This window comes from Bradyrhizobium forestalis (genome assembly GCF_002795245.1).
In the GTDB taxonomy this organism is placed as follows: Bacteria; Pseudomonadota; Alphaproteobacteria; order Rhizobiales; family Xanthobacteraceae; genus Bradyrhizobium; species Bradyrhizobium forestalis.
Genome location: NZ_PGVG01000017.1, coordinates 110,395 through 131,401, shown reverse-complemented (window position 1 = coordinate 131,401; position 21,007 = coordinate 110,395). Strand labels below are relative to the sequence as shown.

General features: G+C 64.3%; 25 protein-coding genes. 15 read left to right on the top strand and 10 right to left on the bottom strand.

All coding sequences use genetic code 11. The features are described 5' to 3' along the window. Positions 1 to 81: 81 nt before the first annotated feature. The 5 genes from CVM73_RS21060 (at position 82) to CVM73_RS21040 (ending at position 3,967) form a co-directional block, all read left to right on the top strand. Complete coding sequence (locus CVM73_RS21060) at positions 82 to 1,692, top strand: acyl-CoA synthetase (protein WP_167406956.1); 1,611 nt, start codon at positions 82 to 84, stop codon at positions 1,690 to 1,692. A gap of 10 nt (positions 1,693 to 1,702) precedes the next feature. Then, positions 1,703 to 2,170 carry a MarR family winged helix-turn-helix transcriptional regulator gene (locus CVM73_RS21055; RefSeq protein ID WP_100233785.1) on the top strand — a complete coding sequence of 156 codons (468 nt, stop codon included), beginning with the start codon at positions 1,703 to 1,705 and terminating at the stop codon, positions 2,168 to 2,170. 97 nt (positions 2,171 to 2,267) lie between these two features. Next, positions 2,268 to 2,621 carry a nuclear transport factor 2 family protein gene (locus CVM73_RS21050; protein WP_100233784.1) on the top strand — a complete coding sequence of 118 codons (354 nt, stop codon included), beginning with the start codon at positions 2,268 to 2,270 and terminating at the stop codon, positions 2,619 to 2,621. Between the two features lie 2 nt (positions 2,622 to 2,623). After that, positions 2,624 to 3,067: a hypothetical protein gene (locus CVM73_RS21045; protein WP_100233783.1), complete on the top strand. Its 444-nt coding sequence runs from the start codon at positions 2,624 to 2,626 to the stop codon at positions 3,065 to 3,067. 126 nt (positions 3,068 to 3,193) lie between these two features. Next, positions 3,194 to 3,967, top strand: coding sequence for a DUF2189 domain-containing protein (locus CVM73_RS21040; RefSeq protein ID WP_100233782.1), 774 nt, complete (start codon positions 3,194 to 3,196; stop codon positions 3,965 to 3,967). A gap of 230 nt (positions 3,968 to 4,197) precedes the next feature. On the opposite strand, the gene CVM73_RS21035 is transcribed toward CVM73_RS21040, so the two are convergent. From CVM73_RS21035 to CVM73_RS21025, 3 genes are read right to left on the bottom strand one after another with little or no spacing between them, the layout of a single operon-like run. Further along, positions 4,198 to 4,710 (bottom strand): SRPBCC family protein, encoded by a 513-nt coding sequence (locus tag CVM73_RS21035; RefSeq protein WP_100233781.1) that lies wholly within the window; start codon positions 4,708 to 4,710, stop codon positions 4,198 to 4,200. Then, positions 4,707 to 5,177 carry an SRPBCC family protein gene (locus tag CVM73_RS21030; protein ID WP_100233780.1) on the bottom strand — a complete coding sequence of 157 codons (471 nt, stop codon included), beginning with the start codon at positions 5,175 to 5,177 and terminating at the stop codon, positions 4,707 to 4,709. Before CVM73_RS21030 ends, CVM73_RS21035 begins: the two co-directional genes overlap by 4 nt. Further along, the gene (locus CVM73_RS21025) at positions 5,170 to 5,484 is read right to left on the bottom strand and encodes an ArsR/SmtB family transcription factor (protein WP_100233779.1); all 315 of its coding nucleotides are present in this window, start codon (positions 5,482 to 5,484) and stop codon (positions 5,170 to 5,172) included. The genes CVM73_RS21030 and CVM73_RS21025 overlap by 8 nt, the downstream gene beginning before the upstream one ends. A 126-nt stretch (positions 5,485 to 5,610) precedes the next feature. Here CVM73_RS21025 and CVM73_RS21020 point away from each other — a divergent pair, with 126 nt between their 5' ends. Then, positions 5,611 to 6,231 carry a LysE family translocator gene (locus CVM73_RS21020; RefSeq protein ID WP_208639231.1) on the top strand — a complete coding sequence of 207 codons (621 nt, stop codon included), beginning with the start codon at positions 5,611 to 5,613 and terminating at the stop codon, positions 6,229 to 6,231. 3 nt (positions 6,232 to 6,234) lie between these two features. Here CVM73_RS21020 and CVM73_RS21015 read toward each other — a convergent pair whose 3' ends face one another. Next, on the bottom strand, positions 6,235 to 7,038 hold the full coding sequence (locus tag CVM73_RS21015; protein WP_100233778.1) for an N-formylglutamate amidohydrolase: 804 nt from the start codon (positions 7,036 to 7,038) through the stop codon (positions 6,235 to 6,237). 75 nt (positions 7,039 to 7,113) lie between these two features. Here CVM73_RS21015 and CVM73_RS21010 point away from each other — a divergent pair, with 75 nt between their 5' ends. Then, positions 7,114 to 7,512 (top strand): gamma-glutamylcyclotransferase family protein, encoded by a 399-nt coding sequence (locus CVM73_RS21010; RefSeq protein WP_100233777.1) that lies wholly within the window; start codon positions 7,114 to 7,116, stop codon positions 7,510 to 7,512. Here the strand turns inward: CVM73_RS21010 and CVM73_RS21005 are convergent. Genes CVM73_RS21005 through CVM73_RS20995 form a run of 3 tightly spaced genes read right to left on the bottom strand, consistent with a single transcriptional unit; the run spans position 7,509 to position 8,680 of the window. After that, positions 7,509 to 8,072 (bottom strand): chlorite dismutase family protein, encoded by a 564-nt coding sequence (locus tag CVM73_RS21005; protein WP_100233776.1) that lies wholly within the window; start codon positions 8,070 to 8,072, stop codon positions 7,509 to 7,511. The two genes, CVM73_RS21010 and CVM73_RS21005, sit on opposite strands and share 4 nt — an antisense overlap. 31 nt (positions 8,073 to 8,103) lie before the next feature. After that, positions 8,104 to 8,403 (bottom strand): BrnA antitoxin family protein, encoded by a 300-nt coding sequence (locus CVM73_RS21000; RefSeq protein ID WP_347338467.1) that lies wholly within the window; start codon positions 8,401 to 8,403, stop codon positions 8,104 to 8,106. Next, the gene (locus CVM73_RS20995; protein WP_100233774.1) at positions 8,363 to 8,680 is read right to left on the bottom strand and encodes a BrnT family toxin; all 318 of its coding nucleotides are present in this window, start codon (positions 8,678 to 8,680) and stop codon (positions 8,363 to 8,365) included. Before CVM73_RS20995 ends, CVM73_RS21000 begins: the two co-directional genes overlap by 41 nt. 156 nt (positions 8,681 to 8,836) lie before the next feature. Here CVM73_RS20995 and dnaG point away from each other — a divergent pair, with 156 nt between their 5' ends. The 3 genes from dnaG (at position 8,837) to CVM73_RS20980 (ending at position 13,916) form a co-directional block, all read left to right on the top strand. Beyond that, positions 8,837 to 10,840 carry a DNA primase gene (dnaG, locus tag CVM73_RS20990; protein ID WP_100233773.1) on the top strand — a complete coding sequence of 668 codons (2,004 nt, stop codon included), beginning with the start codon at positions 8,837 to 8,839 and terminating at the stop codon, positions 10,838 to 10,840. 374 nt (positions 10,841 to 11,214) lie between these two features. After that, the gene (gene rpoD, locus CVM73_RS20985; RefSeq protein ID WP_100233772.1) at positions 11,215 to 13,356 is read left to right on the top strand and encodes an RNA polymerase sigma factor RpoD; all 2,142 of its coding nucleotides are present in this window, start codon (positions 11,215 to 11,217) and stop codon (positions 13,354 to 13,356) included. Positions 13,357 to 13,547: 191 nt separating this feature from the next. Beyond that, the gene (locus tag CVM73_RS20980; protein WP_100233810.1) at positions 13,548 to 13,916 is read left to right on the top strand and encodes a DCC1-like thiol-disulfide oxidoreductase family protein; all 369 of its coding nucleotides are present in this window, start codon (positions 13,548 to 13,550) and stop codon (positions 13,914 to 13,916) included. A gap of 18 nt (positions 13,917 to 13,934) precedes the next feature. Here the strand turns inward: CVM73_RS20980 and CVM73_RS20975 are convergent, their stop codons facing one another. The 3 genes from CVM73_RS20975 to CVM73_RS20965 all read right to left on the bottom strand — a co-directional run bounded on the left by CVM73_RS20975 (position 13,935) and on the right by CVM73_RS20965 (position 15,726). Beyond that, positions 13,935 to 14,171 carry a hypothetical protein gene (locus CVM73_RS20975; protein ID WP_100233771.1) on the bottom strand — a complete coding sequence of 79 codons (237 nt, stop codon included), beginning with the start codon at positions 14,169 to 14,171 and terminating at the stop codon, positions 13,935 to 13,937. Positions 14,172 to 14,632: 461 nt separating this feature from the next. Beyond that, the gene (locus CVM73_RS20970) at positions 14,633 to 14,971 is read right to left on the bottom strand and encodes a hypothetical protein (protein ID WP_100233770.1); all 339 of its coding nucleotides are present in this window, start codon (positions 14,969 to 14,971) and stop codon (positions 14,633 to 14,635) included. A 227-nt stretch (positions 14,972 to 15,198) separates the two neighbouring features. Beyond that, on the bottom strand, positions 15,199 to 15,726 hold the full coding sequence (locus tag CVM73_RS20965; protein ID WP_100233769.1) for a hypothetical protein: 528 nt from the start codon (positions 15,724 to 15,726) through the stop codon (positions 15,199 to 15,201). 173 nt (positions 15,727 to 15,899) lie between these two features. Between CVM73_RS20965 and CVM73_RS20960 the strand changes: the two genes are divergently transcribed. The 5 genes from CVM73_RS20960 to CVM73_RS20940 all read left to right on the top strand — a co-directional run bounded on the left by CVM73_RS20960 (position 15,900) and on the right by CVM73_RS20940 (position 20,797). Then, positions 15,900 to 16,706 (top strand): lytic murein transglycosylase, encoded by an 807-nt coding sequence (locus tag CVM73_RS20960; protein WP_100233768.1) that lies wholly within the window; start codon positions 15,900 to 15,902, stop codon positions 16,704 to 16,706. 393 nt (positions 16,707 to 17,099) lie between these two features. After that, positions 17,100 to 17,474, top strand: coding sequence for a response regulator (locus CVM73_RS20955; protein ID WP_100233767.1), 375 nt, complete (start codon positions 17,100 to 17,102; stop codon positions 17,472 to 17,474). Positions 17,475 to 17,529: 55 nt separating this feature from the next. After that, positions 17,530 to 18,141 (top strand): LysE family translocator, encoded by a 612-nt coding sequence (locus CVM73_RS20950; RefSeq protein ID WP_100233766.1) that lies wholly within the window; start codon positions 17,530 to 17,532, stop codon positions 18,139 to 18,141. Positions 18,142 to 18,934: 793 nt separating this feature from the next. Beyond that, complete coding sequence (locus CVM73_RS20945) at positions 18,935 to 20,137, top strand: GGDEF domain-containing protein (RefSeq protein WP_167406962.1); 1,203 nt, start codon at positions 18,935 to 18,937, stop codon at positions 20,135 to 20,137. A gap of 33 nt (positions 20,138 to 20,170) precedes the next feature. After that, a complete protein-coding gene (locus CVM73_RS20940; protein WP_100233765.1) occupies positions 20,171 to 20,797 on the top strand; it encodes a peptidoglycan recognition protein family protein in 627 nt (208 codons plus the stop codon). Positions 20,798 to 21,007 lie beyond the last annotated feature (210 nt).

Genomic DNA, 21,007 nt, shown 5'->3' with positions numbered 1-21,007 from the left:
TGGATGGCCGCGCCTCTTGCCGCGAAGACGCGCTTCGCACTTTGCCCGGCCGTGACACCGAGACCGTGGAAACGCCAGGCCATGCTGACCGAAGCCAAGACCTACGACGAGCTCATCCGCAATTTCCGCTGGGACATCCCCGCGCGCTTCAACATGGCGGAGGCCTGCTGCGACCGCCACGCTGACGGCACCGGCCGCCTCGCGCTGATCTATGTCGACGAGACCGGCGCGACCACGCGCACGTCCTTCGACGAGATCGCGGACATGTCGCGCCGTTTCGCCAATGTGCTGAAGGCGGATGGGCTTGTCCGTGGCGACCGCGTCGCGGTGTTCCTGTCGCAATCCCTGGAATTGCCGATCGCGCATATGGCGGCGTTCCGCTCCGGGCTGATCTCGATCCCGCTGTTTGCCCTGTTTGGCGAGGACGCACTGGAATTCCGCCTGTCGAATTCGCAGGCAAGAGCCATCATCACCGATGAGGCGGGCTGGGAGAAGCTCACGAAGATCCGCGATCGGCTGCCCTATCTGCAGGACATCTATGTCACGAGCGGCGCCGTCCACGCCGGCGCAAAACCGTTCTGGTCGGCGATCGAAACGGCGTCTGAGGACTTTGCGACCGTAGATACCTCCGCCGACGATCCCGCGCTGATCATCTACACCTCCGGCACGACCGGCAACCCGAAGGGCGCGCTGCATGCGCACCGCGTCGTGCTCGGCCATCTGCCGAACGTGGAGATGTGCCACAACTTCCTGCCGCGGCCCGGCGACCTCATGTGGACGCCGGCGGACTGGGCCTGGATCGGCGGCCTCGTCAACGGCCTGCTGGCGTTCTGGTATCATGGCATTCCCCTGGTCGGCCATCGCGCGCGAAAGTTCGAGCCGCAGGCGGCGATGCAGATGATGGCGGACCTTGGTGTCCGCAACGTCTTCCTGCCGCCGACCGCGCTGAAGCTGATGCGGCAGGCCGGCGTGAAGCATCCGGGTGTCAAGCTGCGCAGCATTTTTACGGGCGGTGAGTCGCTCGGCGGCGAATTGCTCGGCTGGGTGCGCGAGACTTTCGGTATCGACGCACATGAGGTGTTCGGCCAGACCGAGTGCAATCTCGTGATCGGCAGCAACGCGAATCTGTTTCCGATCCGCCCCGGCGCGATGGGCAAGGCGACGCCGGGCTTCGACGTCCGCATCGTCAACGATAAGGGCGAGGAATTGCCGCGCGGCCAGCGCGGCATCATCGGCGTGCGCCAGCCATGCCCCGTCACCATGCTCGAATACTGGCGCAACCCCGAGGCGACGGCGAAGAAATATGCCGGCGAGTTCCTGCTCACCGGCGATCTCGGCGTGCAGGACGACGATGGCTATTTCTGGTATGTCAGCCGTGAGGACGACGTCATCACCACCGCCGGCTATCGCGTCGGCCCGTCGGAGATCGAGCACACTCTGATGAAGCACCCGTCGGTGGCGATGGCCGCGGTGGTCGGCATCCCCGATCCGATCCGGACCGAATCGATCAAGGCCTGGATCGTGCTGCGGCCGGGCTTTACCGGCAGCGATGCGCTCGCGCGCGAAATCCAGGAATTCGTCAAGGTGCAGCTCGCCGCGCACGAATATCCGCGCTTCGTCGCATTCGCGGAGACGCTGCCGATGACGGCGACGGGCAAGGTGCTGCGGCGCGAGCTGCGGGCGAGGGGCTAGCTTTTCGACAATGGCAAAGACGTCTCAAGCCGCGGGGCTTCACCGCGCCTCGCTTGCAAAGCTGCACGAGCTCGATGCGGCGCTGGAGCTCATGTATTACGGCTGGCGCGGGATGACGCTGAAGGCCGACGCATATCTTGCCAAGCAAGGCCTGTCGCGACCGCACCATCGTATCCTCTACGTGGTGGCGCGCCGGCCCGACATCGCGATCGGCGCGCTGATCGAGATCCTCGGCATTTCCAAGCAGGCCCTCAACCGGCCGCTCAATCTGCTCCTGGAGCGCAAGCTCCTGACGTCGAAGCGCTCGCCGGAGCAGCATCGCTCGAAACTGCTGCGCCTGACGGAAGCGGGGCGACGCATCGAACAGCGGGCCTCGGACCACGAGCGCCAAGCCCTGCGCGAGGCGTTCGAGCGCGTCGGGGCGTCCGGTGCGGCGGGGTGGATGGGCGTTATGGAGGCGATCGCCGACAACAACTGACCGAATCCTCAAGTCAATATAGTTGACATGAGGCGCGGGCTTTGCCACCTTCCCGGCCACAAGCCGGGGGAGGATCCGTGTCGTGAGTGAACAGGCAATGGATCGCGCGGCCGCCGCACGCTTCGTTGCGGCATGGTGCGCGAATTGGTGCAGGGTCGATATCGATGCGGTCGTCGCGCATTTCGCCGATGATGCAGAGATGCGCAGCCCTCTTGCTCTCACCCTGACGGGGGCTCCGACCGTCACCGGCGCTGAGAACATCCGCGCCTATTGGCGGAAAGCCTATGGCCACATCGAAAGTGCCGACCTGAAGATCCTGAGCTGGAGTTGGGACGAGGCGATCGCGCGGCTGACGGTGTGGTGGCAGCTGGGCGACACGCGTGCCAGCGAATTCATGGACTTCGACGCTGCGGGCCGCGTGGTCCGCAGCGAAGCTTTCTACGGAAAATAGCCATGCGCCTTTCGGATATCGTTCTGCTTCTCAACACGCTCTGGTTCGTCGGCGCGTTCATCCAGTTCAGCATCGCGCAACGCAACACGCTGAAGATATTGCTGCCGCGGGAAGAGCGCAGCAATCCGATCGCGCCGACCCTCGCGGCGAGCGTGGCGTTCCTCGGCGGGATGAATCTGCCGATCGGGCTGTTGTCGTTCTATCTTCTAGCAGCGCGGCCGTCCTTCTTTCAGCCGGTCGAAGCCCAACTCGCGTTGTTCCTGTTCTTTGCCGCCTGCCACTTCAGTCAGTTCGCCTATAACCTTCCGGTCCTGATGCGCGGCGGACGCGTCGGGGTGGCTTACTGGCCGGTGCTGAAGGGACCGATGCTCAGGATCTTCGTCATCGATGCGGCTCTGTTCGCGGCCAACCTCGGCGTGGCGCTTCTGCTAACGTTGCGCGCCTGACACGCGTGGCTTCAAGCGGAGCCGCAGCGGTATCTGCCGACCGCCTAACTCCTGCGTGCAAGGATCACGAGAGCGAGCTAACATCGGCCCCAAGGCGCGGCGAAGATCGCGTGAGGGAGGAAGCTGATGTCCATCTCGGGCAAGGTCGATCCGGTGGTGCGTCCCGTGACGGCGACCGACATCGCCGAGGCGCTGGTCGAAGGCCTGCGCGACTTTCAGGTGCTGCCTCTTTACGGTCTCTGCTTCGGCGCGCTCTACGCCGCCGGCGGCATCGCCATCATGCTCTGTCTCACCGCCTTCGGCATGGTCTATCTGGTCTATCCCCTGGCTGCCGGTTTTGCGCTGATCGGGCCGTTCGTGGCGATCGGCCTCTACGAGGTCAGCCGTCGCCGCGAGCGCGGCGAGCCGGTCTCATTCGGTGCGATCTGGTCGGCGATACGCTCGCGCAGCGAGATCGGCTGGATGGCGTTCGTGACGCTGTTTATGTTCGTGGTCTGGATGTACCAGGTGCGGCTCCTGATCGCGCTGCTGCTCGGCCTCAATGCCTCGTTCTCGAGCTTGCAGGAATTCATGACGGTGGTGCTGACCACCAACGAGGGCTTGCTGTTCCTCGCCATCGGTAATGCGGTCGGCGCGGTGCTGTCGCTGATCCTGTTCTCGCTGACCGTGGTGTCGTTCCCGCTGCTGCTCGATCGCGAGGTTGATTTCGTCACGGCCATGGTGACGAGCGTGCGCGCCGTCGTCGCGAGCCCGCTGCCCATGATCTCATGGGCGGCCGTCATCGTGATGCTGCTGATGGTCTCGGCGCTGCCGTACTTTCTCGGGCTGATCGTGACGCTGCCCGTGCTGGGTCATGCGACCTGGCACCTCTATCGGCGGTTGGTGGCGCCGGTGCCTTAGCTGATTTTGGGGAGTGGTCTCACGGTTTCTTCCCTTCTCCCCTTGTGGGAGAAGGTGGCGCGAAGCGCCGGATGAGGGGTTGCTTCAGCGAACTCCATTGCAAAAAGGGTCGTGCGCGGAGACAGACCCCTCACCCGTCTCGCCGCTATCGCGGCGAGCCACCCTCTCCCACAAGGGGACCCACAAGGGGAGAGGGGAAGAGGGCATCGCGACAATGTTGGATGCCGCGCCTACGGCGTCTTGATCCCCATCGCCTTCAGCGCATCGAGCATCCGCTGCGGCGGGCCGAGCTTGACGACCAGCGGCTGGCCGGTCTCGAGCAGGCTCTTGAGGCTGGACAGGATCGCCGGCCAGCCGGAGCGCCCGCCGGCAAGGATGTCGTCGCTGAGCGGGCGGTCATGGCCTTCGCTCATGGTGAGCCGGACCGCATCGCCGACCTGTTCGATCTCGTAGGTGACGAGCGTGGGGCCGAGCTTTTCGATCAGCTCGGGCCAGTTCACGTTGAACGTGACCGAGAGCTTCCGCGGCGGGTCGTAGGCGAGAACCTCGCCGCTGATGTGCAGCGCGCCATCGGGCGTGCGCACGGTGAAGGAGCCGCCAAGGCGCGGCTCGACCTCCACTTCATTGCCGAAGAAATACTGCTTGCTGAACTCCGCCGAGGTCAGCGCCTCCCACACCTTGTCCGGCGTCGAGACGATGTAGATGGTGTAGACGGTCAGCGGCTTGAACTGATCGAGCTTCATTTTGCGTCGAATCCTTTGTTGAGGGCTGCGCGCGGGATGGCGAGGACCTGACCTCGCTCCAGAAGGCTCTTGAGCCCGGACAGGATCGCCGGCCAGCCGTTGGAGACGGCGCCGAGATATTTGCCGCCCTCGACGAAGCCGTCATGCAGCACGGTTAAACGCACCAGCGAGCCGAACGGTTCGATGGTGAAGACGACGCGCGAGGTCGGCTCGTCGCGCAGCTCCTCGTACTTGTGGTGCTTGAAGCTGTAGGACAGGCGCCGCGGCGGATCGGATTCCAGTATCTCGCCGGAATCTGTGACCTCGCCGTCGAGCGTGAGCGCGAAGGGAGAGCCGACCTTCCAGTCCGACTTCACCTCGGCGCCGAACCAGTATTGCCTGGCGAACTCGCTCGACGTCAGCGCTTCCCACAGCTTCTCGGGCGCGGTCTCGATGTAGGTCACGTAGACGAACTCCGGCTTACTCATCGCGCTTCTCCAACTGGCGTTTCAACTCGCTGAGCGCGGCGAGCTTGCCGCGCTCGAATTTCCTGATCCAGCGTTCGCCGATCTGATGGATCGGCACCGGGTTGAGGTAGTGCAGCTTCTCGCGCCCATGCCTGATGGTGGTGACCAGGTTGGCGTCTTCGAGAATGACAAGGTGTTTTGTGACGGCCTGCCGCGTCATGGCGAGGCCCTCGCAAAGTTCGTTCAATGTCTGGCCGTTCCTGGCGTGAAGCCTGTCCAAGAGCGAGCGTCGTGACGCGTCGGCGAGCGCTTTGAAGACCTCATCCATGGCAGCGATGATAGGCAACCAAATGGTTGCATGTCAAGCCGCGAAAATCAGGGAGAGGGGGAACATCTTCCGTTCCAGCCCTCGCCATGCATTAATGCGCAAACCGCCCCCAGCCGAGTCCTTCCCATGATGTCCATGCAAGCCTATCTCGCCTTCGTCGCCGCCTGCATTGCGCTGGCGCTGCTGCCTGGGCCGATCGTCACCCTCGTCATCGCCAACGGGCTGCGCCATGGCACGCGCGCGGCGCTGACCAACGTTGCCGGCGCGCAAGCTGGTCTTGCCATCGTCATCGGCATCGTCGCGGTCGGCCTGACCTCGCTGATGGCGACCATGGGCTACTGGTTCGATTGGGTGCGCTTTGCCGGCGCCGCTTATCTGGTCTGGCTCGGCATCAAGCTGATCTGGGCGCCGGTCGAGGGCGTCGACGTCAAGGCGCCGCCACCGCCGCCGCGCGGCGGCTTCTTCCTGCAGGGATTTTTGGTGCTGCTGTCGAATCCGAAGGTGCTGGTGTTCTTTGGCGCGTTCATCCCGCAGTTCATGGACATGAACCAGCCGCACTTTCCGCAAGTCGCGCTGCTGGGCGCCACCTTCATGGTCACGGCGGTGATGACGGATGCGCTCTACGCCATCGCCGCCGGGCGTGCCCGAAAATTCTTCTCGGCCCGCCGCACGCGGATGATGTCGCGCATCTCCGGCGGCTTCATGATCGGCGGCGGCATCTGGCTGGCGCTGACACGGGCGAAATGACCATCAGGCCATTCCTTCCTTGCGCAGCGTTGCCTCGATCGCGCGAAGGATCCGCGCCAACCGCTCGGCCCATTGCTGCTGGCCGCTCTCGTCGGTGATCAGGTCCTGGCGGATTTCAATGCCGGTGTTGATCAGCCCGCGCGCCTCGCCGTGGACGGGGATGGTGTAGTCGGTGATGTCGCTCACCGCATAGGGCTGGTTGTCGCCGACGACGAGGTCGCTCTCGCCCCGCAGGTGCTGCAGCATCAGCCGCGGCAGCACCGTGTCGCGGTGATAGAGCGTGCCGATGTGCCAGGGCCGCGGATCGCCGTAATAGACTGGCGTGAAGCTGTGCAACGCCACCAGCACCGTCGGCTTGCCCGCCTGCACCCGCGCATCGATCGCTGCGGCAATCCGGCCGTGATAGGGATCGAAGATCTCGCGCCGGCGCCTCTCCTTGGCCGCGGCCACCAGATTCTCATTGCCGGGGATGGCGGTCGCCTCGGAGATCACAGGGATCGAGCTTGCGACACCGGGTGGACGATTGCAGTCGATCGCAAGCCGCGAATAGCGCTGCGCGATCAGATGTGCGTCGAGCATCCTGGCGAGCCGCTCGGCGACGCCGGCGATGCCGATGTCCCAGGCGATGTGCCTGACAAGCTCGCTTTCCGCGACGCCGAGATCGCCGAGCGCGCGCGGCAGCACCCGTCCGTAGTGATCCGCGGTGAGCAGGAAGGGCGATTGGCCCGCCGCATTCACTTCATGCACCGGCGCAACGTCGCCCTCGCCGAGCAGCTGATCGGCCGCGTCGGCCGTGTGCAGGTCCATCCTGATTGCCTATGAAACAATAACGTGTGTAAACGGAGTAACGGTATTGCATCGACGTCGCAACATTAGAACACCATGACCTCCGATCGTCTCTTCGTCTACGGCACCTTGATGCGCGGCTTTGATCATCCGATGGCGCGGCTGCTCTCGGCCCATGCGGATTTTCTTGGGGAGGCGACCTGCCGCGGCCGGCTCGTGCTGGTGAAGCATTATCCGGGCTTGCTGCTCTCGGATGCGCCGACGGACATCGTCCATGGTGAGCTGTTTCGCCTGCGCGTCGCCGACGAGCTGCTGCGCGAGCTCGACATGTATGAAGCCTGCGGCGAGGGCTTTCCGGAGCCGACGGAATATCTGCGGCAGCTGATCGACGTCACGTTGCCCGACGGAGCCGCCGAGAAAGCCTGGACTTACGTCTACAATTGGCCCGTCACGGATCTGCCGCGCATCGAGTCCGGACGCTTCCTGGAGCACTAGGCCGACAGCACTTCCTTCACCACGCGCACGTCGACCTCGCGCTCGACATAGCTCCACTCCTCGGTCCGCCTCAGCATCGCCACCAGCTCCTCGAACAGCGAGACGTCTGCGGGTGCGAATTCGAACCAGGTCAGGAAATCGAAGGGGCCGCCGAGATCGCGGCAGTGATAGAGCTGGCGCGCGATCGCGGGCAGGAAACGGAGACTGCTCGCGATGTGGTGCGACTTGTCCTCGAAGATCTTGCGGCGCTCTTCCTGCGTCAGCTCCCACCAGGCTTGCGACTTGCGGATCGGGATCAGCGCCGCGCTGGTTGCCTCGATGCGGCCGAGACCGGCCTGCACGGCGACGAGCTGCTGCTTCTCGGCCCGCTCGGTGTAGCGCAAGCTGCTTGCGACCCCCGCCAGCCGCCAGGCATTGCGCGAGGGCACCAGCGGCAACGAGATGGCCTCGCTGTCGGTCACCGACAGCGCCGGCACGAAGGGCAGGGGCTCGCCCGTCACTGATGAAATCGAGGTCACACGCCAGCCCCCGCTCTGGCCGCCTCGAAACGTCCTGAACATGGGGATATGGAAGCGTGGAACCGGGCGCGGTTCAAGCCCGCTTTTTCGGTTTCGATTTCTGTTCCATGTAAGAGCGAAGCACCGCGTTCATGCGCCGTTGATAGCCTTCGCCCTCGCGCTTGAAGAAGTCGAGAACGTCTTCATCGACACGGATCGAGATTGCCTTTTTCCTGGGCGGCATCACCAATACGGCATCTGACCAATCGATGTCCTTGAACTCCGCCCAGTCAGGGTCGTTTGCGATCGAAGCTTCCAATTCCTCGTCCGTCATCGCATCGAGGCGGGCCCAATCAGTATTTCCCTTGCGGCGATCGCCCCATCGACGCTTCACGATATGCTCTTTTTTCATCTGGTCTTGGCCGTCTCGCTGAAATGATCCGAATCGCTTTGGCCCGTCGCGTGAAGATCACCGTCAGAATTCGATCATTGAATTCTCCTACCGCGATCCATCGCTCCTCGTCGTTACGATCGGACTGCCGAACGACCATCGGGCCGTAGAAAATCTGACTTGCGTCATCGAAACTGATGCCATGCTTGATCAGATTGGCTTTGTTCTTCTCCTCGTCCCATTCAAACCCGGCAGGAGCTAGAGAGCTGAAATCGGGCATCTGGCGTTTTGTATATACAATTGTATTCTGACGGCTTCAAGCCTGTGGATATGGACGGAACATAAAGTGAACATTAAATAAGCGATTGAAGCAAGGCAAGGCTTCGCATTTCTGAGATGGGCGCTTTACGCGGCCGAGACAGAGTTCCATTCCGCCATGCGCTTCACGCCCCAGTTCCTCGACGAGCTTCGTGCCCGGCTTTCGGTCTCCGAAGTCGTGGGCAAGCGCGTCAAGCTGAAGAAGGCGGGGCGGGAGTGGAAGGGGCTGTCGCCCTTTCAGCAGGAAAAGACGCCGTCCTTCTACGTCAACGACCAGAAGGGTTTTTACCACGACTTCTCCTCCGGCAAGCACGGCGACATCATCACCTTCGTGATGGAGACCGATGGCCTGCCGTTCGCGGAGGCGGTCGAGCGGCTCGCGGGCATGGCGGGCCTGCCGCTGCCGGCGGTGACACCCGATACCGCGCGGCACGAGCAGCGGCGCAAATCGCTGCATGACGTCATGGAGCTCGCGGCGAAATTCTTCGCGGAGACGCTGGCCTCGCGCGTCGGCGCCAAAGCGCGCGGCTATCTCGCCGATCGCGCCATCTCCCCGGCGACGCAATTGCAGTTCCGCCTCGGCTATGCCCCGCCCGACCGCTTCGCGCTGAAGGAGCATCTCGGCAAGCTCGGCATCTCCGTCGAGGACATGGTCGAGACCGGCCTGTTGATTGGCGGCGACGACATCCCCGTGCCGTACGACCGTTTCCGCGATCGCGTGATGTTTCCGATCACGGATTTGCGCGGCCGCGTCATCGCCTTCGGCGGGCGCGCGCTGGAGAAGGACGTTCCGGCCAAATACCTGAACTCGCCGGAGACGCCGCTCTTCCACAAGGGCGACAATCTCTACAATCACCAGACTGCTCGCAAAGCAGCGCATGACGGCAGCGCGCTGATCGTGGTCGAAGGCTATGTCGACGTCATCGCCATGGTCACCGCGGGCTTTGCAGGCAGCGTAGCGCCGCTCGGCACCGCGCTCACCGAGAGCCAGCTCGCGCTGCTCTGGAAGATGGCGGACGAGCCGATCCTCTGTTTCGACGGCGATCGCGCCGGACAGAAGGCGGCCTATCGTGCCGCCGATCTTGCCTTGCCCTTCCTCGCGCCCGGCAAGAGCCTGCGCTTTGCACTGCTGCCGGAAGGGCAGGACCCCGACGATCTCGTTCGCTCGGGCGGACGCGGCGCGATCGAGGAGGTGATCGGAGCGGCCCGCCCGCTCGCCGACATGATCTGGTCGCGCGAGCTCGAAGGCGGCAATTTCGCTACCCCCGCGCGCCGCGCCGCGCTGGAGGCGCGCATCAAGGAGCTCACGAACGGCATCCGCGACGAGGTGGTGCGGCGCTATTATCGCGATGACTTCGTCGAGCGGCTGCAGCGCACCTTCGCGCCCGAAGGTGGGCGCGGCTTTGGCGGCCGGGGCAATTTCCGCCCCGGCGGCGGGCGGCCGTTCCAGCCGAGGGCAGGGGGCCCGAATCGATTCGGCGCCCAGGGATTCGGCGGCGGCCGCCGCGGCGTCCCGGGTCCCACCCTGCTACCGTCGGGCCCCTACCAGGCGGCGAGCCCCCAGCTGGCGGCAAGCCCGATCATGCGGGGCCAGCGCAGCGCCATCTCCCGCCGCGAGGCGCTGATCCTGCAATGCCTGATCAACCACCCCTGGCTGCTGCATGAGCATCTCGAGGAGGTCGCCGCCCTGGAGCTAGCCCATCCTGAGGCCCACAAGCTCAGGGCCGGCATCATCGCCGCCTTCGCCAACGACCATCACCACTCGCCGGACCCTGGCGAGCAGGCCGAAAAGATGCGCAGCGACATCGAGAAGGGCGGATTTTCTCAAATTCTTCAAAGGGTTGAGAATGTCATCACGACCCAGGCGGTGTGGGCCGCCCGCGAGGGCGCAGCACGGGACGACGTTCTTGCCACCTGGCACCAGCTGGTTGCCTTGCATCGGCAATGGCATTCACTACTTAGAGAGCTGAAAGACGCCGAGCTGGCCTTGGGGGAGGATCCCAGCGAGGCCAATTTGGCGTGGCTACGTGACGTCAAGGCTCGGATAGGGGAAGTCGACGGTACCGAGGCCCTGATCGAGGGTTTTGGCGAGCTGTCGGGTCGGCTCCAGAAGAGCATGTGATGGAAGAATCATGCGGACGGCCGCGGCCGGAACCGCTAAAAGACTCGCCAAATCCTGGGTTTGGCGGCAAAAACAGGGTTAATCGAGGCTTAACGGTCTTGTAGCACTTTGGCCCAGAGGCGGCCGCAGGCATAACAGACGCGTCAGGAATGAATCCGCGCAATCGCTGTTGGCACTACACCTGCATCCGCCGCGGCAAAGAGGCTGACGAAGCGTTAGGCAATTCCGGCGAGAGAAAGTTGGGGTGGCGAGAGATTTGTGCGCCGCCCTTTCCGTGTCGAGAGCTGCCGAAGCGAGAGCGTCGAGCAACAGGTTCAAGTGAATTCGCGCGGGCGCGGCGGGCGCCTCGCATGAAGCGCGTTTAGGAGCAATGGATGGCCACCAAGGCAAAGACGCTGCAGGCGAAGGACAAGGAAAAAGACGACAAGGCAGCGGATGCGCCGGAGAAGGACTCCCAGGACGCGCCCTCGCCCTTGCTCGACCTGTCCGACGCCGCCGTGAAGAAGATGATCAAGCAGGCCAAGAAGCGCGGCTTCGTGACCTTCGATCAGCTCAACGAAGTCTTGCCGTCCGACCAGACCTCGCCCGAGCAGATCGAGGACATCATGTCGATGCTCTCGGACATGGGCATCAACGTCACCGAAGCCGACGACACCGAAGGCGAGGAGGAGAAGGACGAGGGCGACGACGAGACCGATAACGAGCTCGTCGAGGTCACCCAGAAGGCCGTCACCGAGGTCAAGAAGAGCGAGCCGGGCGAGCGCACCGACGATCCCGTGCGCATGTATCTGCGCGAGATGGGCACGGTCGAGCTGCTCTCCCGCGAAGGCGAAATCGCCATCGCCAAGCGCATCGAGGCCGGCCGCGAGGCGATGATCGCGGGCCTCTGCGAAAGCCCGCTGACCTTCCAGGCCATCATCATCTGGCGCGACGAGCTCAACGAAGGCAAGATCTTCCTCCGCGACATCATCGATCTCGAAGCGACCTATGCCGGCCCGGACGCCAAGGGCGGCATGAACACCGCGATGATTGCCGGCCCGAGCGGCGAGAACAGCGAAGCGTCTGCCGAGGGCAGCGAAGCTACAGCATCCGCCACTGCGCCCGCGCATGTCGCTCCGCCCGCGGCACCGCCGGCGCCGACCCCGTTCCGTGCGGCGCCTGCCGCCGGTGGCGCTGAGGCCGGCGAGGACAAGGATCCGGGCGAGGCCGCGGCCGAAGCCGACATGGACGACGACGAGTTCGAGAACCAGATGTCGCTCGCGGCGATCGAGGCCGAGCTCAAGCCGAAGGTAGTCGAGATCTTCGACAAGATCGCCGACAGCTACAAGAAGCTGCGCAAGCTTCAGGAGCAGGACATCCAGAACCAGCTCCAGAACGAGTCGCTCTCGCCGCACCAGGAGCGCAAGTACAAGAAGCTCAAGGACGAGATCATCGTCGAGGTGAAGTCGCTGCGCCTGAACCAGGCGCGCATCGACTCACTCGTCGAGCAGCTCTACGACATCAACAAGCGCCTCGTCTCGCATGAGGGCCGCCTGATGCGCCTTGCCGACAGCCACGGCGTCGCGCGCGAAGACTTCCTGCGCAACTACACCGGCTCGGAGCTCGATCCGCGCTGGCTCAACCGCGTCTCGAAACTGTCGGCCAAGGGCTGGAAGAACTTCGTCCATCACGAGAAGGACCGCATCAAGGACCTCCGTCACGAGGTGCATCAGCTCGCCGCGCTGACCGGCCTCGAGATCGTCGAGTTCCGCAAGATCGTGCACTCTGTGCAGAAGGGCGAGCGCGAGGCGCGCCAGGCCAAGAAGGAGATGGTGGAAGCCAACCTCCGTCTGGTGATCTCGATCGCCAAGAAGTACACCAACCGCGGCCTGCAGTTCCTCGACCTGATCCAGGAAGGCAACATCGGCCTGATGAAGGCGGTCGACAAGTTCGAGTACCGCCGCGGCTACAAGTTCTCGACCTACGCCACGTGGTGGATCCGGCAGGCGATCACCCGCAGCATTGCGGACCAGGCCCGCACCATCCGCATCCCCGTGCACATGATCGAGACGATCAACAAGATCGTGCGCACGAGCCGCCAGATGCTCAACGAGATCGGCCGCGAGCCGACCCCGGAAGAGCTCGCCGAGAAGCTCGGCATGCCCTTGGAGAAGGTCCGCAAGGTCCTCAAGATCGCCAAGGAGCCGCTCTCGCTGGAGACGCCCGTCGGTGACGAAGAGGATTCACACCTCGGCGATTTCATCGAGGACAAGAACGCGATCTTGCCCATCGACGCCGCGATCCAGTCCAACCTGCGCGAGACCACCACGCGCGTGCTGGCGTCCCTGACGCCGCGCGAAGAACGCGTCCTGCGCATGCGCTTCGGCATCGGCATGAACACCGACCACACGCTGGAAGAAGTCGGCCAGCAGTTCTCGGTGACGCGCGAGCGTATCCGCCAGATCGAGGCGAAGGCGCTGCGGAAGCTGAAGCATCCGAGCAGGTCGAGGAAGCTGCGGAGCTTCTTGGATAACTAGATTCGGATCATGCCTGGGCCCGACCCAGGTATCCAGACAGACGAAAACGGCTGGCCGCAAAGCCCGCCGTTTTTTTGTGCCGTATTGCGGCAGCGCTCGCCAAAGAGGTTCATCTGCACCTAAGCCGAACGAGATTCGCAACAGCCTCGACGACGCGAAGATCGACATCTATCCTTAGAAGATGCCTGACCATCTCCACCGTCTGGTACAACACCCGCTGCCCCGTCTATGACGCTGGCATCGACTGGCAGCGCAACAAGCTGCTCGCGCTGGTGCGCGCGGGCACGGTCGAATTCAAGGACATCAACCAACAGCCCGATGCGTTGGCGCACTTCGGAGCCTCGGTCGACGACATCAGACGGCGCCTGCATGCGACCGATGCGGCCGGCAGGCTCATCGTCGGCGCGGATGTTGCGATTGCGCTGTGGCTGATAACGCCGGGGGAGGGGCGGCTTGCGGCGCTGTTTGGCAATCGCGCGGCGCTGCCGTTCACGCGGTTCTTCTACGACCGTTTTGCCGATCTGCTGTTTGCCTGGAACAAGCGGAGCGGGCGCTGGTGAGCGCCTGCCGATGTCGGCCTATTTCTTCTTTGCCCCGACGCGCTCGATTCTCTTGATCTCCAGCGCCGGCCGCCCGCTCTTTTCCGCGATCTCGCGGTCCTGCTCCATGATGAAGGCGCGCGCGGGCTCGTCGCCGTCGAGGCCGCCGAGCAACTCGGTGGGCACGCGGCGGTTGGAGCGCTGGGAGCCGTCTTCATAGACGACGTTGAAGAAGGCGAATTCGCCTTTGGGATTGGTTCCGGGTTTTTTGGCCATGGCGGCTTGTCGTCGATAGCCGTGTCATAGTCAAATGACTTTGCGCGTCGCCGGGAGCTAACACCGAGCCGTGGCCGCGGGACCCAATGCACGTGGCCCTTGCTCAATAAACGGCGGGCCGAAGCCCGCCGTTTATTTTTTCAGCGTCGCCCGGGGCTGGCGGGGCGACAACCTAAAATAGAAGGCTATAGAAGGCGCCCTGCGATGGCAAGGCAAATCGTGGCGGCGTCGATGTCGCAGCGGCGCATCAGATATGCGTTGGTTGCGATGTCTGATGCGGTGGAACATCGAAGCAATTGTTTGGATCGTCAAACCACTTTGTTCATCTGTGTGGCTCTCGCAACGCGGCGCGCGTGGCGCGCTTTGTCGGAAGGCGCGCCAAGCTGCACGCCTTCCTGCCTGCGTGCAGGCCATCTGATGCTAACATAAGTTAATCGAGCTCGCGTTTCTCGGCGTGCGCATCACTGCGCCTGCGTGCGCTGCGCCACGTCCTGCGCGGCGAGCCGCGATCCGTGTCCGCCGCCTTTGCCGCTGTCTGCCTTGCGCCCCTGCGCCATGATCGCGCTGCCCATCGCGGCCGAGCCGAAGGTGATGAGGAAGGAGGCGAGCAGCAGGAGAAGTGCAATGCCTGGTGCGCGGTCAGCGAAGATCAGCTCGCGCAGATGTCCGGGATTGAGCCAGAGCAGGCCACCGACCAGCAGCGCAGCCGCGCAGGCGCCGATCGCGAGGTTGATCGCGAGCAGGCGGAACAGCGGGATGCGGAGGAGGGCGGGGCGAGTCGGTTGCTGATTGTTGGGCATGACTGGTTGCTTCACGCTGGCCTGGAGCAGTATTGCCGCGCAAGCTTCGATATCGTAGCGCGAACTCTCTCATCCGTCATTCCGGGGCGCGACGAAGTCGCGAACTATGGTGCGCAATTGCGCATCTGAGAATCCATTCATCCACCGTCTCTGCCGCTCGATGGATTCCGGGCTCGCGCTGCGCGCCCCGGAACGACGAGAGGAGAGCTCGGCGATCCTCCATCGCCTCACGCCGCCGGAGCCACCCGGCTGCCCGCCTCACTCGCCTGCGCCGCCTGTTGACGCTCCACCATGGTCTGCCACAGCGTTGCGATGCTCTCTTGCGTTTGCGGCGCGATCAGGCAGTGGCCCTCATTGTCGAACCCGCAGAACCGCACCGACGGATCCTTCTTCACCTCGGTCAGCGCCTGGTTGATCATCTCAAGACACATCATGACCTGGCCGACGTCCGTGAGGCGGGTGTGATGCAGGATGTCCATCAGGCGGAACGTCATCACCGCGGGACGGCCGAAGCTGATGCCGGGGCGGCCGAGCTCGAACAGCACGTTCACCGCAGGAAGCACGCCGCGGATGTGCTCGAGCACGCCGGCCATGTCTTCCACGCTGCAGGCGACGAGATGGGCGGCCTGAGGCGGCGTGGCCGCTGGCATCGGTGGTGCGAGGCCGAGCGCGGAGATCACCTCCTGCTCGATCCATTGCCGTACCAGGGCGGGGGCATTGCGGATCTGCTCGGCGGTCAAGGTAATTCCGGTCATGTGCGGCTCTCCTGTTTGGCTCAGTCTAGAAAGTGCGGCGTGAGACAGGTTTGATGCGGATCAAGCCTTGCGCTTCAATCCCTGCGCTTTGATCCTTGCGCTTTGACGCTCGCAGCGTTCCCGGGCATGATCCGCGCGCTGCTTCGCACTGGGACTTTGGGGGATTGTGCCGCATGCTGAGACTGCTTCTCGCCGCCGCGTTGGTCGTGTCTCTGGCCGGCGGGTCGGCGCAGGCCGCCCGCTGCGGCGGCGACTTCAACAGCTTCATTGCCGGCATGGCCCAGGAGGCGCAGGCGGCCGGCGTTTCCGCGAGCGTGACCGGCGCGGCGCTCAGCGGCGTGACGCCTGATGGCGCCGTGCTCGCCTTCGACCGGCGCCAGCGCCACACCTTCAACAAGAGCTTCGAGCAGTATGTCTCGACCCGCGTCGGCCCCGGCCGCATCAATGGCGGACGAGCTCTGCTGCAGCGCCATGCCGCGCTGCTGTCGCGGATCGAGCAGCAATTCGGCGTGCCGCGCACCATCCTGGTCGCGATCTGGGGGCTGGAAAGCGATTTCGGCAAGGGCGACACCGGCAAGCTGCCGGTGATCCGCACGCTGGCGACGCTCGCGCATGATTGCCGCCGTACCGACCTGTTCCAGGGCGAGCTGCTCGCGGCGCTCAAGATCGTGCAGCGCGGCGACCTGCCGCTGCGCGATCTCATCGGCGCCTATGCCGGCGAGATCGGCCAGACCCAGTTCCTGCCGTCGTCCTACATCAAATACGGCGTCGATTTCGACGGCGACGGCCATGTCGACCTCCGCCACAGCGTCCCCGACGTGCTCGCCTCGACCGCGAACTTGCTTCACACCAACGGCTTCAAGATGGGCCAGCCCTATGGCGAGGGCACCGCCAATTTCGAGGCGATGCGCGAGTGGAACAGGGCGGTGGTCTATCGCAAGACGATCGGGTATTTCGCGGATCGGCTGATGGGGCAGTGACTTCACCCTCCCCTGGAGGGCAGGGCGATCGCATATGCTTTCGCGGGGACTGTCCGCGGGCTTGCTCCGCCTCTCCCGCTTGCGGGAGAGGCCGACGCGCTCGCAGAGCGCGGCGGGTGAGGGCTCTCACCGCGCAGGGACATCCTCGGCAAATTCTCAGCAACTCCAACCGCAAGCGGGGGAGGGAGCCCGGTGCCGATGCCGCCGCATCGTGCACGCCATATGCGATCGCCAGGCGCAGCGCGACATCCGTTGGCGAGGCCTTCGCCGCGTTATCGAACCGCTCGACCTCCAATCGTGGAACCATGGATTACATTTTTTTGAAATGAAACCGAACCGTTGCCGGCCTCGGTTTTTAACATGTGTTAGGGAGCCATGCATTGGGAACCGCCGATGGGACAAGCAAAGCCATTTCGCGCGACGGCGCTGATCGTTGAGGACGACGTCATGCAGCGGGAGATGCTTTGCGTCCTCTTGGAAGAGAGCGGCTACCAAGTGTTCCAGTGCGAAAGTGCCGAGGCGGCCGAGCGCATCCTCGACGAGATTGCCGGCATGCTCTGTCTGATGTTGACCGACGTCCAGCTCGCCGGCCCCATGAACGGCGTCGAGCTCGCCCACGTCGCCAAGCACCGCAACCCGAAGCTCGACGTCGTCGTCACCTCCGGCCGTCCCTTGAAGCAGCCCTTGCCGGATGGTGTGAAATTCTGGGCCAAGCCCTGGGCGCCGCTCGACGTGCTGCGCGAGGCCGAGCTCGCGCAGATATCCTGACGGGTATCCGGCGGGCACGGTTTCTCGGCGCGAGCGGCGGTGATAAGGTCCGCCCATGACCTGGTCCTTCCTGCTCACCTCGCTCATCGTCGTCGCATCGCCCGGCACCGGCGTGCTTTACACGCTGGCGGCGGCGCTGACCCGCGGCTCGCGGGCCAGCATGGCCGCCGCCTTCGGCTGCACGCTCGGAATCCTGCCGCACATGGTGGCGGCGATGCTCGGCCTTGCCGCCGTGCTCCACACCAGTGCACTTGCCTTCGCCGTGCTGAAATGGTGCGGGGTCGCCTATCTGCTCTACATGTCCTGGCAGGCGCTGCGCGAGCGAGGTGCATTGGCGGTCGAGGGCGAGATCCGCGAGCGATCGAGCGGCCGCGTCATCGTCACCGGCTTCCTGATCAACATCCTCAATCCAAAGCTGTCGATCTTCTTCCTCGCCTTCCTGCCGCAGTTCATCGCGGCGGACGAGGCCCATGTGATGGCGCGCATGCTGGAATTGAGCGGCGCTTTCATGGCGATGACCTTCGCTGTGTTCGTCCTCTACGGCCTCTGCGCCGCCGCGGTGCGCGAGCGCGTCATCTCGCAGCCCGGCGTCATGGCCTGGCTGCGCCGCAGCTTTGCCGCCGGCTTCGCCGCACTCGGCGCCAAGCTGGCGTTTGCAGAGCGGTAGCTTCTTCCTCACCTCTCCCCGCTTGCGGGGAGAGGTCGGATCGCCCTTGCGATCCGGGTGAGGGGGTACAGGTCCATCGACAGTCGCACGTGAGAAAAGAGGCCCCTCACCCCGACCCTCTCCCCACATCCGCCTTCGCCAGAAGGCGGGCTTCGGCGGACAAGAGAGCGGGGCGAGGGAGCGATAGAGCGGAGCGAATTCAACCCAATAAAAAAGCGGGCCCGTTGCCCGCCATCGTCAAACCCGATCGATGCTACCCGACGCCCGGGCGGAGCGAGACCCCACCCGGGCAAAGAAACAGAAGTCTCGTTACTTCTTCTTCGCCTTCTTGGCCTTTTTCGCCTTCTTCTTCGCCGCCTTCTTCGCTTTCTTAGCCATAGTATCCTCTTAGGGGTTAATGGTGGAACGCGACACGAGGGATGCTCGGCGGAGGGCCAGCCTCGCAACATCCTCGACGACAAACTCAGCAGATTCGGAGCCGGCTGCCCCGCGCTGTCATATCTCCGTCATCGCGTTATCCACAGCTCAGATGCATTTTCGGGTGATTTTGCGTCGCGAATCCGCATCGAGCGCGTCGCGACACGGGTGCGCGGGACGGTGGCGACATGCCTAACGATCCGACAACGCGCAAGCGCCGTTCATGAATCCAAAACCAAAGGCGCGCTTTGAAGGATCGCAGTGAGATTCCGTTAAGCGCAGCCCGCGCATGGTGCCCCGTAAGAAGACGGGGATGGGTCATGGACGGACGGCTGCCAGGAATGGGGGACGCGACGCTGCGCGCGCCGCGCTCGCCATGCTGAGCGTACCGACACTCTGGACGGTCTTCGTCGTCAACTTCCTCGCGCTCGGCCTGATCTGGGCGTACGTGACGCGCTCCTATCCGAAATTCGCGGCCGCGCGGTTCTGGATGGCATCGGCCTTCGTCGGTGCGGCAGGCGCGGTCGCGGCTCTGATCGGCCTGTTCGTGATGTCTGCCGTGCCGCTCCTGATCGGAGGCGCCGGCATTATCGCGGCGAGCTGCTTCGCCGCGATGGGCATCCAACGCTTCTATGATCGTCCGGTGTCCTGGCGGTTCATGGTCGCAGCGAGCGCCCTGAGCCTGAGCGCAGTCGCTTTCTTCAAGTTCGGCTTCGACCACATGCCGCTGCGGATGCTTTGCTACACGCTCGGGCAGTCCCTGCCGCTGTTGCGCTCGCTGAATCTGTTGCTGTCGCCGCCGGAAGGGCGAGCTAGCCCGGGAGCCCGGCTGTCCGGCATCGTCATCATCGCCATGGTCGCGACGTTCTGCTCGCGCATCGTGGGCAACCTGCTCGGTTATGATCTCTCGGCCGTCGCGGGCGGTCAGAACCATGCCGTCATGGTGCTGGGCCTCCTGTTCCTGTCGATGACGCTCAATTTCGGCTTCCTGCTGATGGCGATGGACCGGCTGCGCAACGAAGTCGCCGACCTTGCGCTGCTCGACGATCTCACCGGTGTCGCCAACCGGCGGCATCTGCTGCAGCGCCTGACCGAAGAGTGTGCCCGTTCGGGGCGTAGCGGCGCGCCGTTCTCGCTGCTGCTGATCGATCTCGACGGCTTCAAGACCATCAACGACACCCATGGCCATGCCGCCGGGGATGCCTGTCTCAAGCACTTCACCCTGATGGCGCAGACGCGGCTCCGGCCCGGCGACATGCTCGCCCGCACCGGCGGCGACGAGTTCTGCATCGTGCTGCCGTCCTCGTCCCTGCGCGAGGCTGCCGCGATCGCCCGCCGCGTGCTCGAGGTCTGCCGTCAGGATGCCGCCGGCTGCACCGGCAGCGACATTCCGATCGCGATCTCGATCGGGGTGGCGCAGTGGGACCGCGACATCGGGGAATTCCCCGACCGCCTGATGGCCAATGCCGACCATGCTCTCTATGCCGCCAAGAAGAACGGCAAGAACGACTTCGCGGTTTATGATCCCGCTCCGCCGCTTTCGCCCGAAACGGTCGAGACGATGCGGAAATTCGCGTAAAGCCGGCTAGGCTTGGGTCGCATGGGGCCTCGCATGATGATGTTTCGCCGGCCGGCGGCCGTTTTCGCCGCTCTCCTTCTGGTCACCCCCGCGGCCGCCACGGACACCGAGCTCGCAAACCTCGCGCGCGCCTCCGGCATGCCCGACATCCCCGGCTTGAAGATGGTCTGGCTGGCGCCATGGGGCGATGTCCGCAACGCAAGACCCTGGCGCAACATCATCGTGCACCAGACCGAGGGACCTGCGGGCTCGGCGCGCGGCGGCGCGCAAGCGCAGGCGAAGAACCCGACGCGGCGCGGCGTCACGGTCTGGGTCGAGACCGACGGCACGGTCTATTGGGCGGTCGCCGAAAACCTGGTGCCGACCCACGGCGACGGCGCCAACCGCAACGACAACAAATACATCGACAACAGGCCGACCTATCGCCAGGTCGTGCGCGACAATTCGATCGGCGTCGAGTTCGCCGGCAACTATCCGGACGTGACGACGGGCCCGACCGAGGCACAGGTCGCGGCGTGGAAGATCCTCGTCAAGGTGCTGCGCGCGCGCTACGACATCCCGGCTGATCGCGTCTTTGCGCACAATTGGATCGACTACAAGGACGCGCGCTATTGCGAAGGCTGCTCGCTCGCGACACTGGCAAGGGAGTGGGGGGAGTAGTTCTCCCTGGCCGGTTTGCGGCGCCGCTATCGCATATGGTTTTGCGCGACTGACGCCTCATCCTTCGAGACGATCGCGTTCCTCGGTCTCCTCGGGATGAGGCTAAGCTGCATGAGCGCCCGTTGATACTGTTTCCTTTCCGCACACTCGGCCCTCATCCTGAGCCCCCAGCGCCGAAAGCGGGCGCTGCACATGGAACCATGAACCACC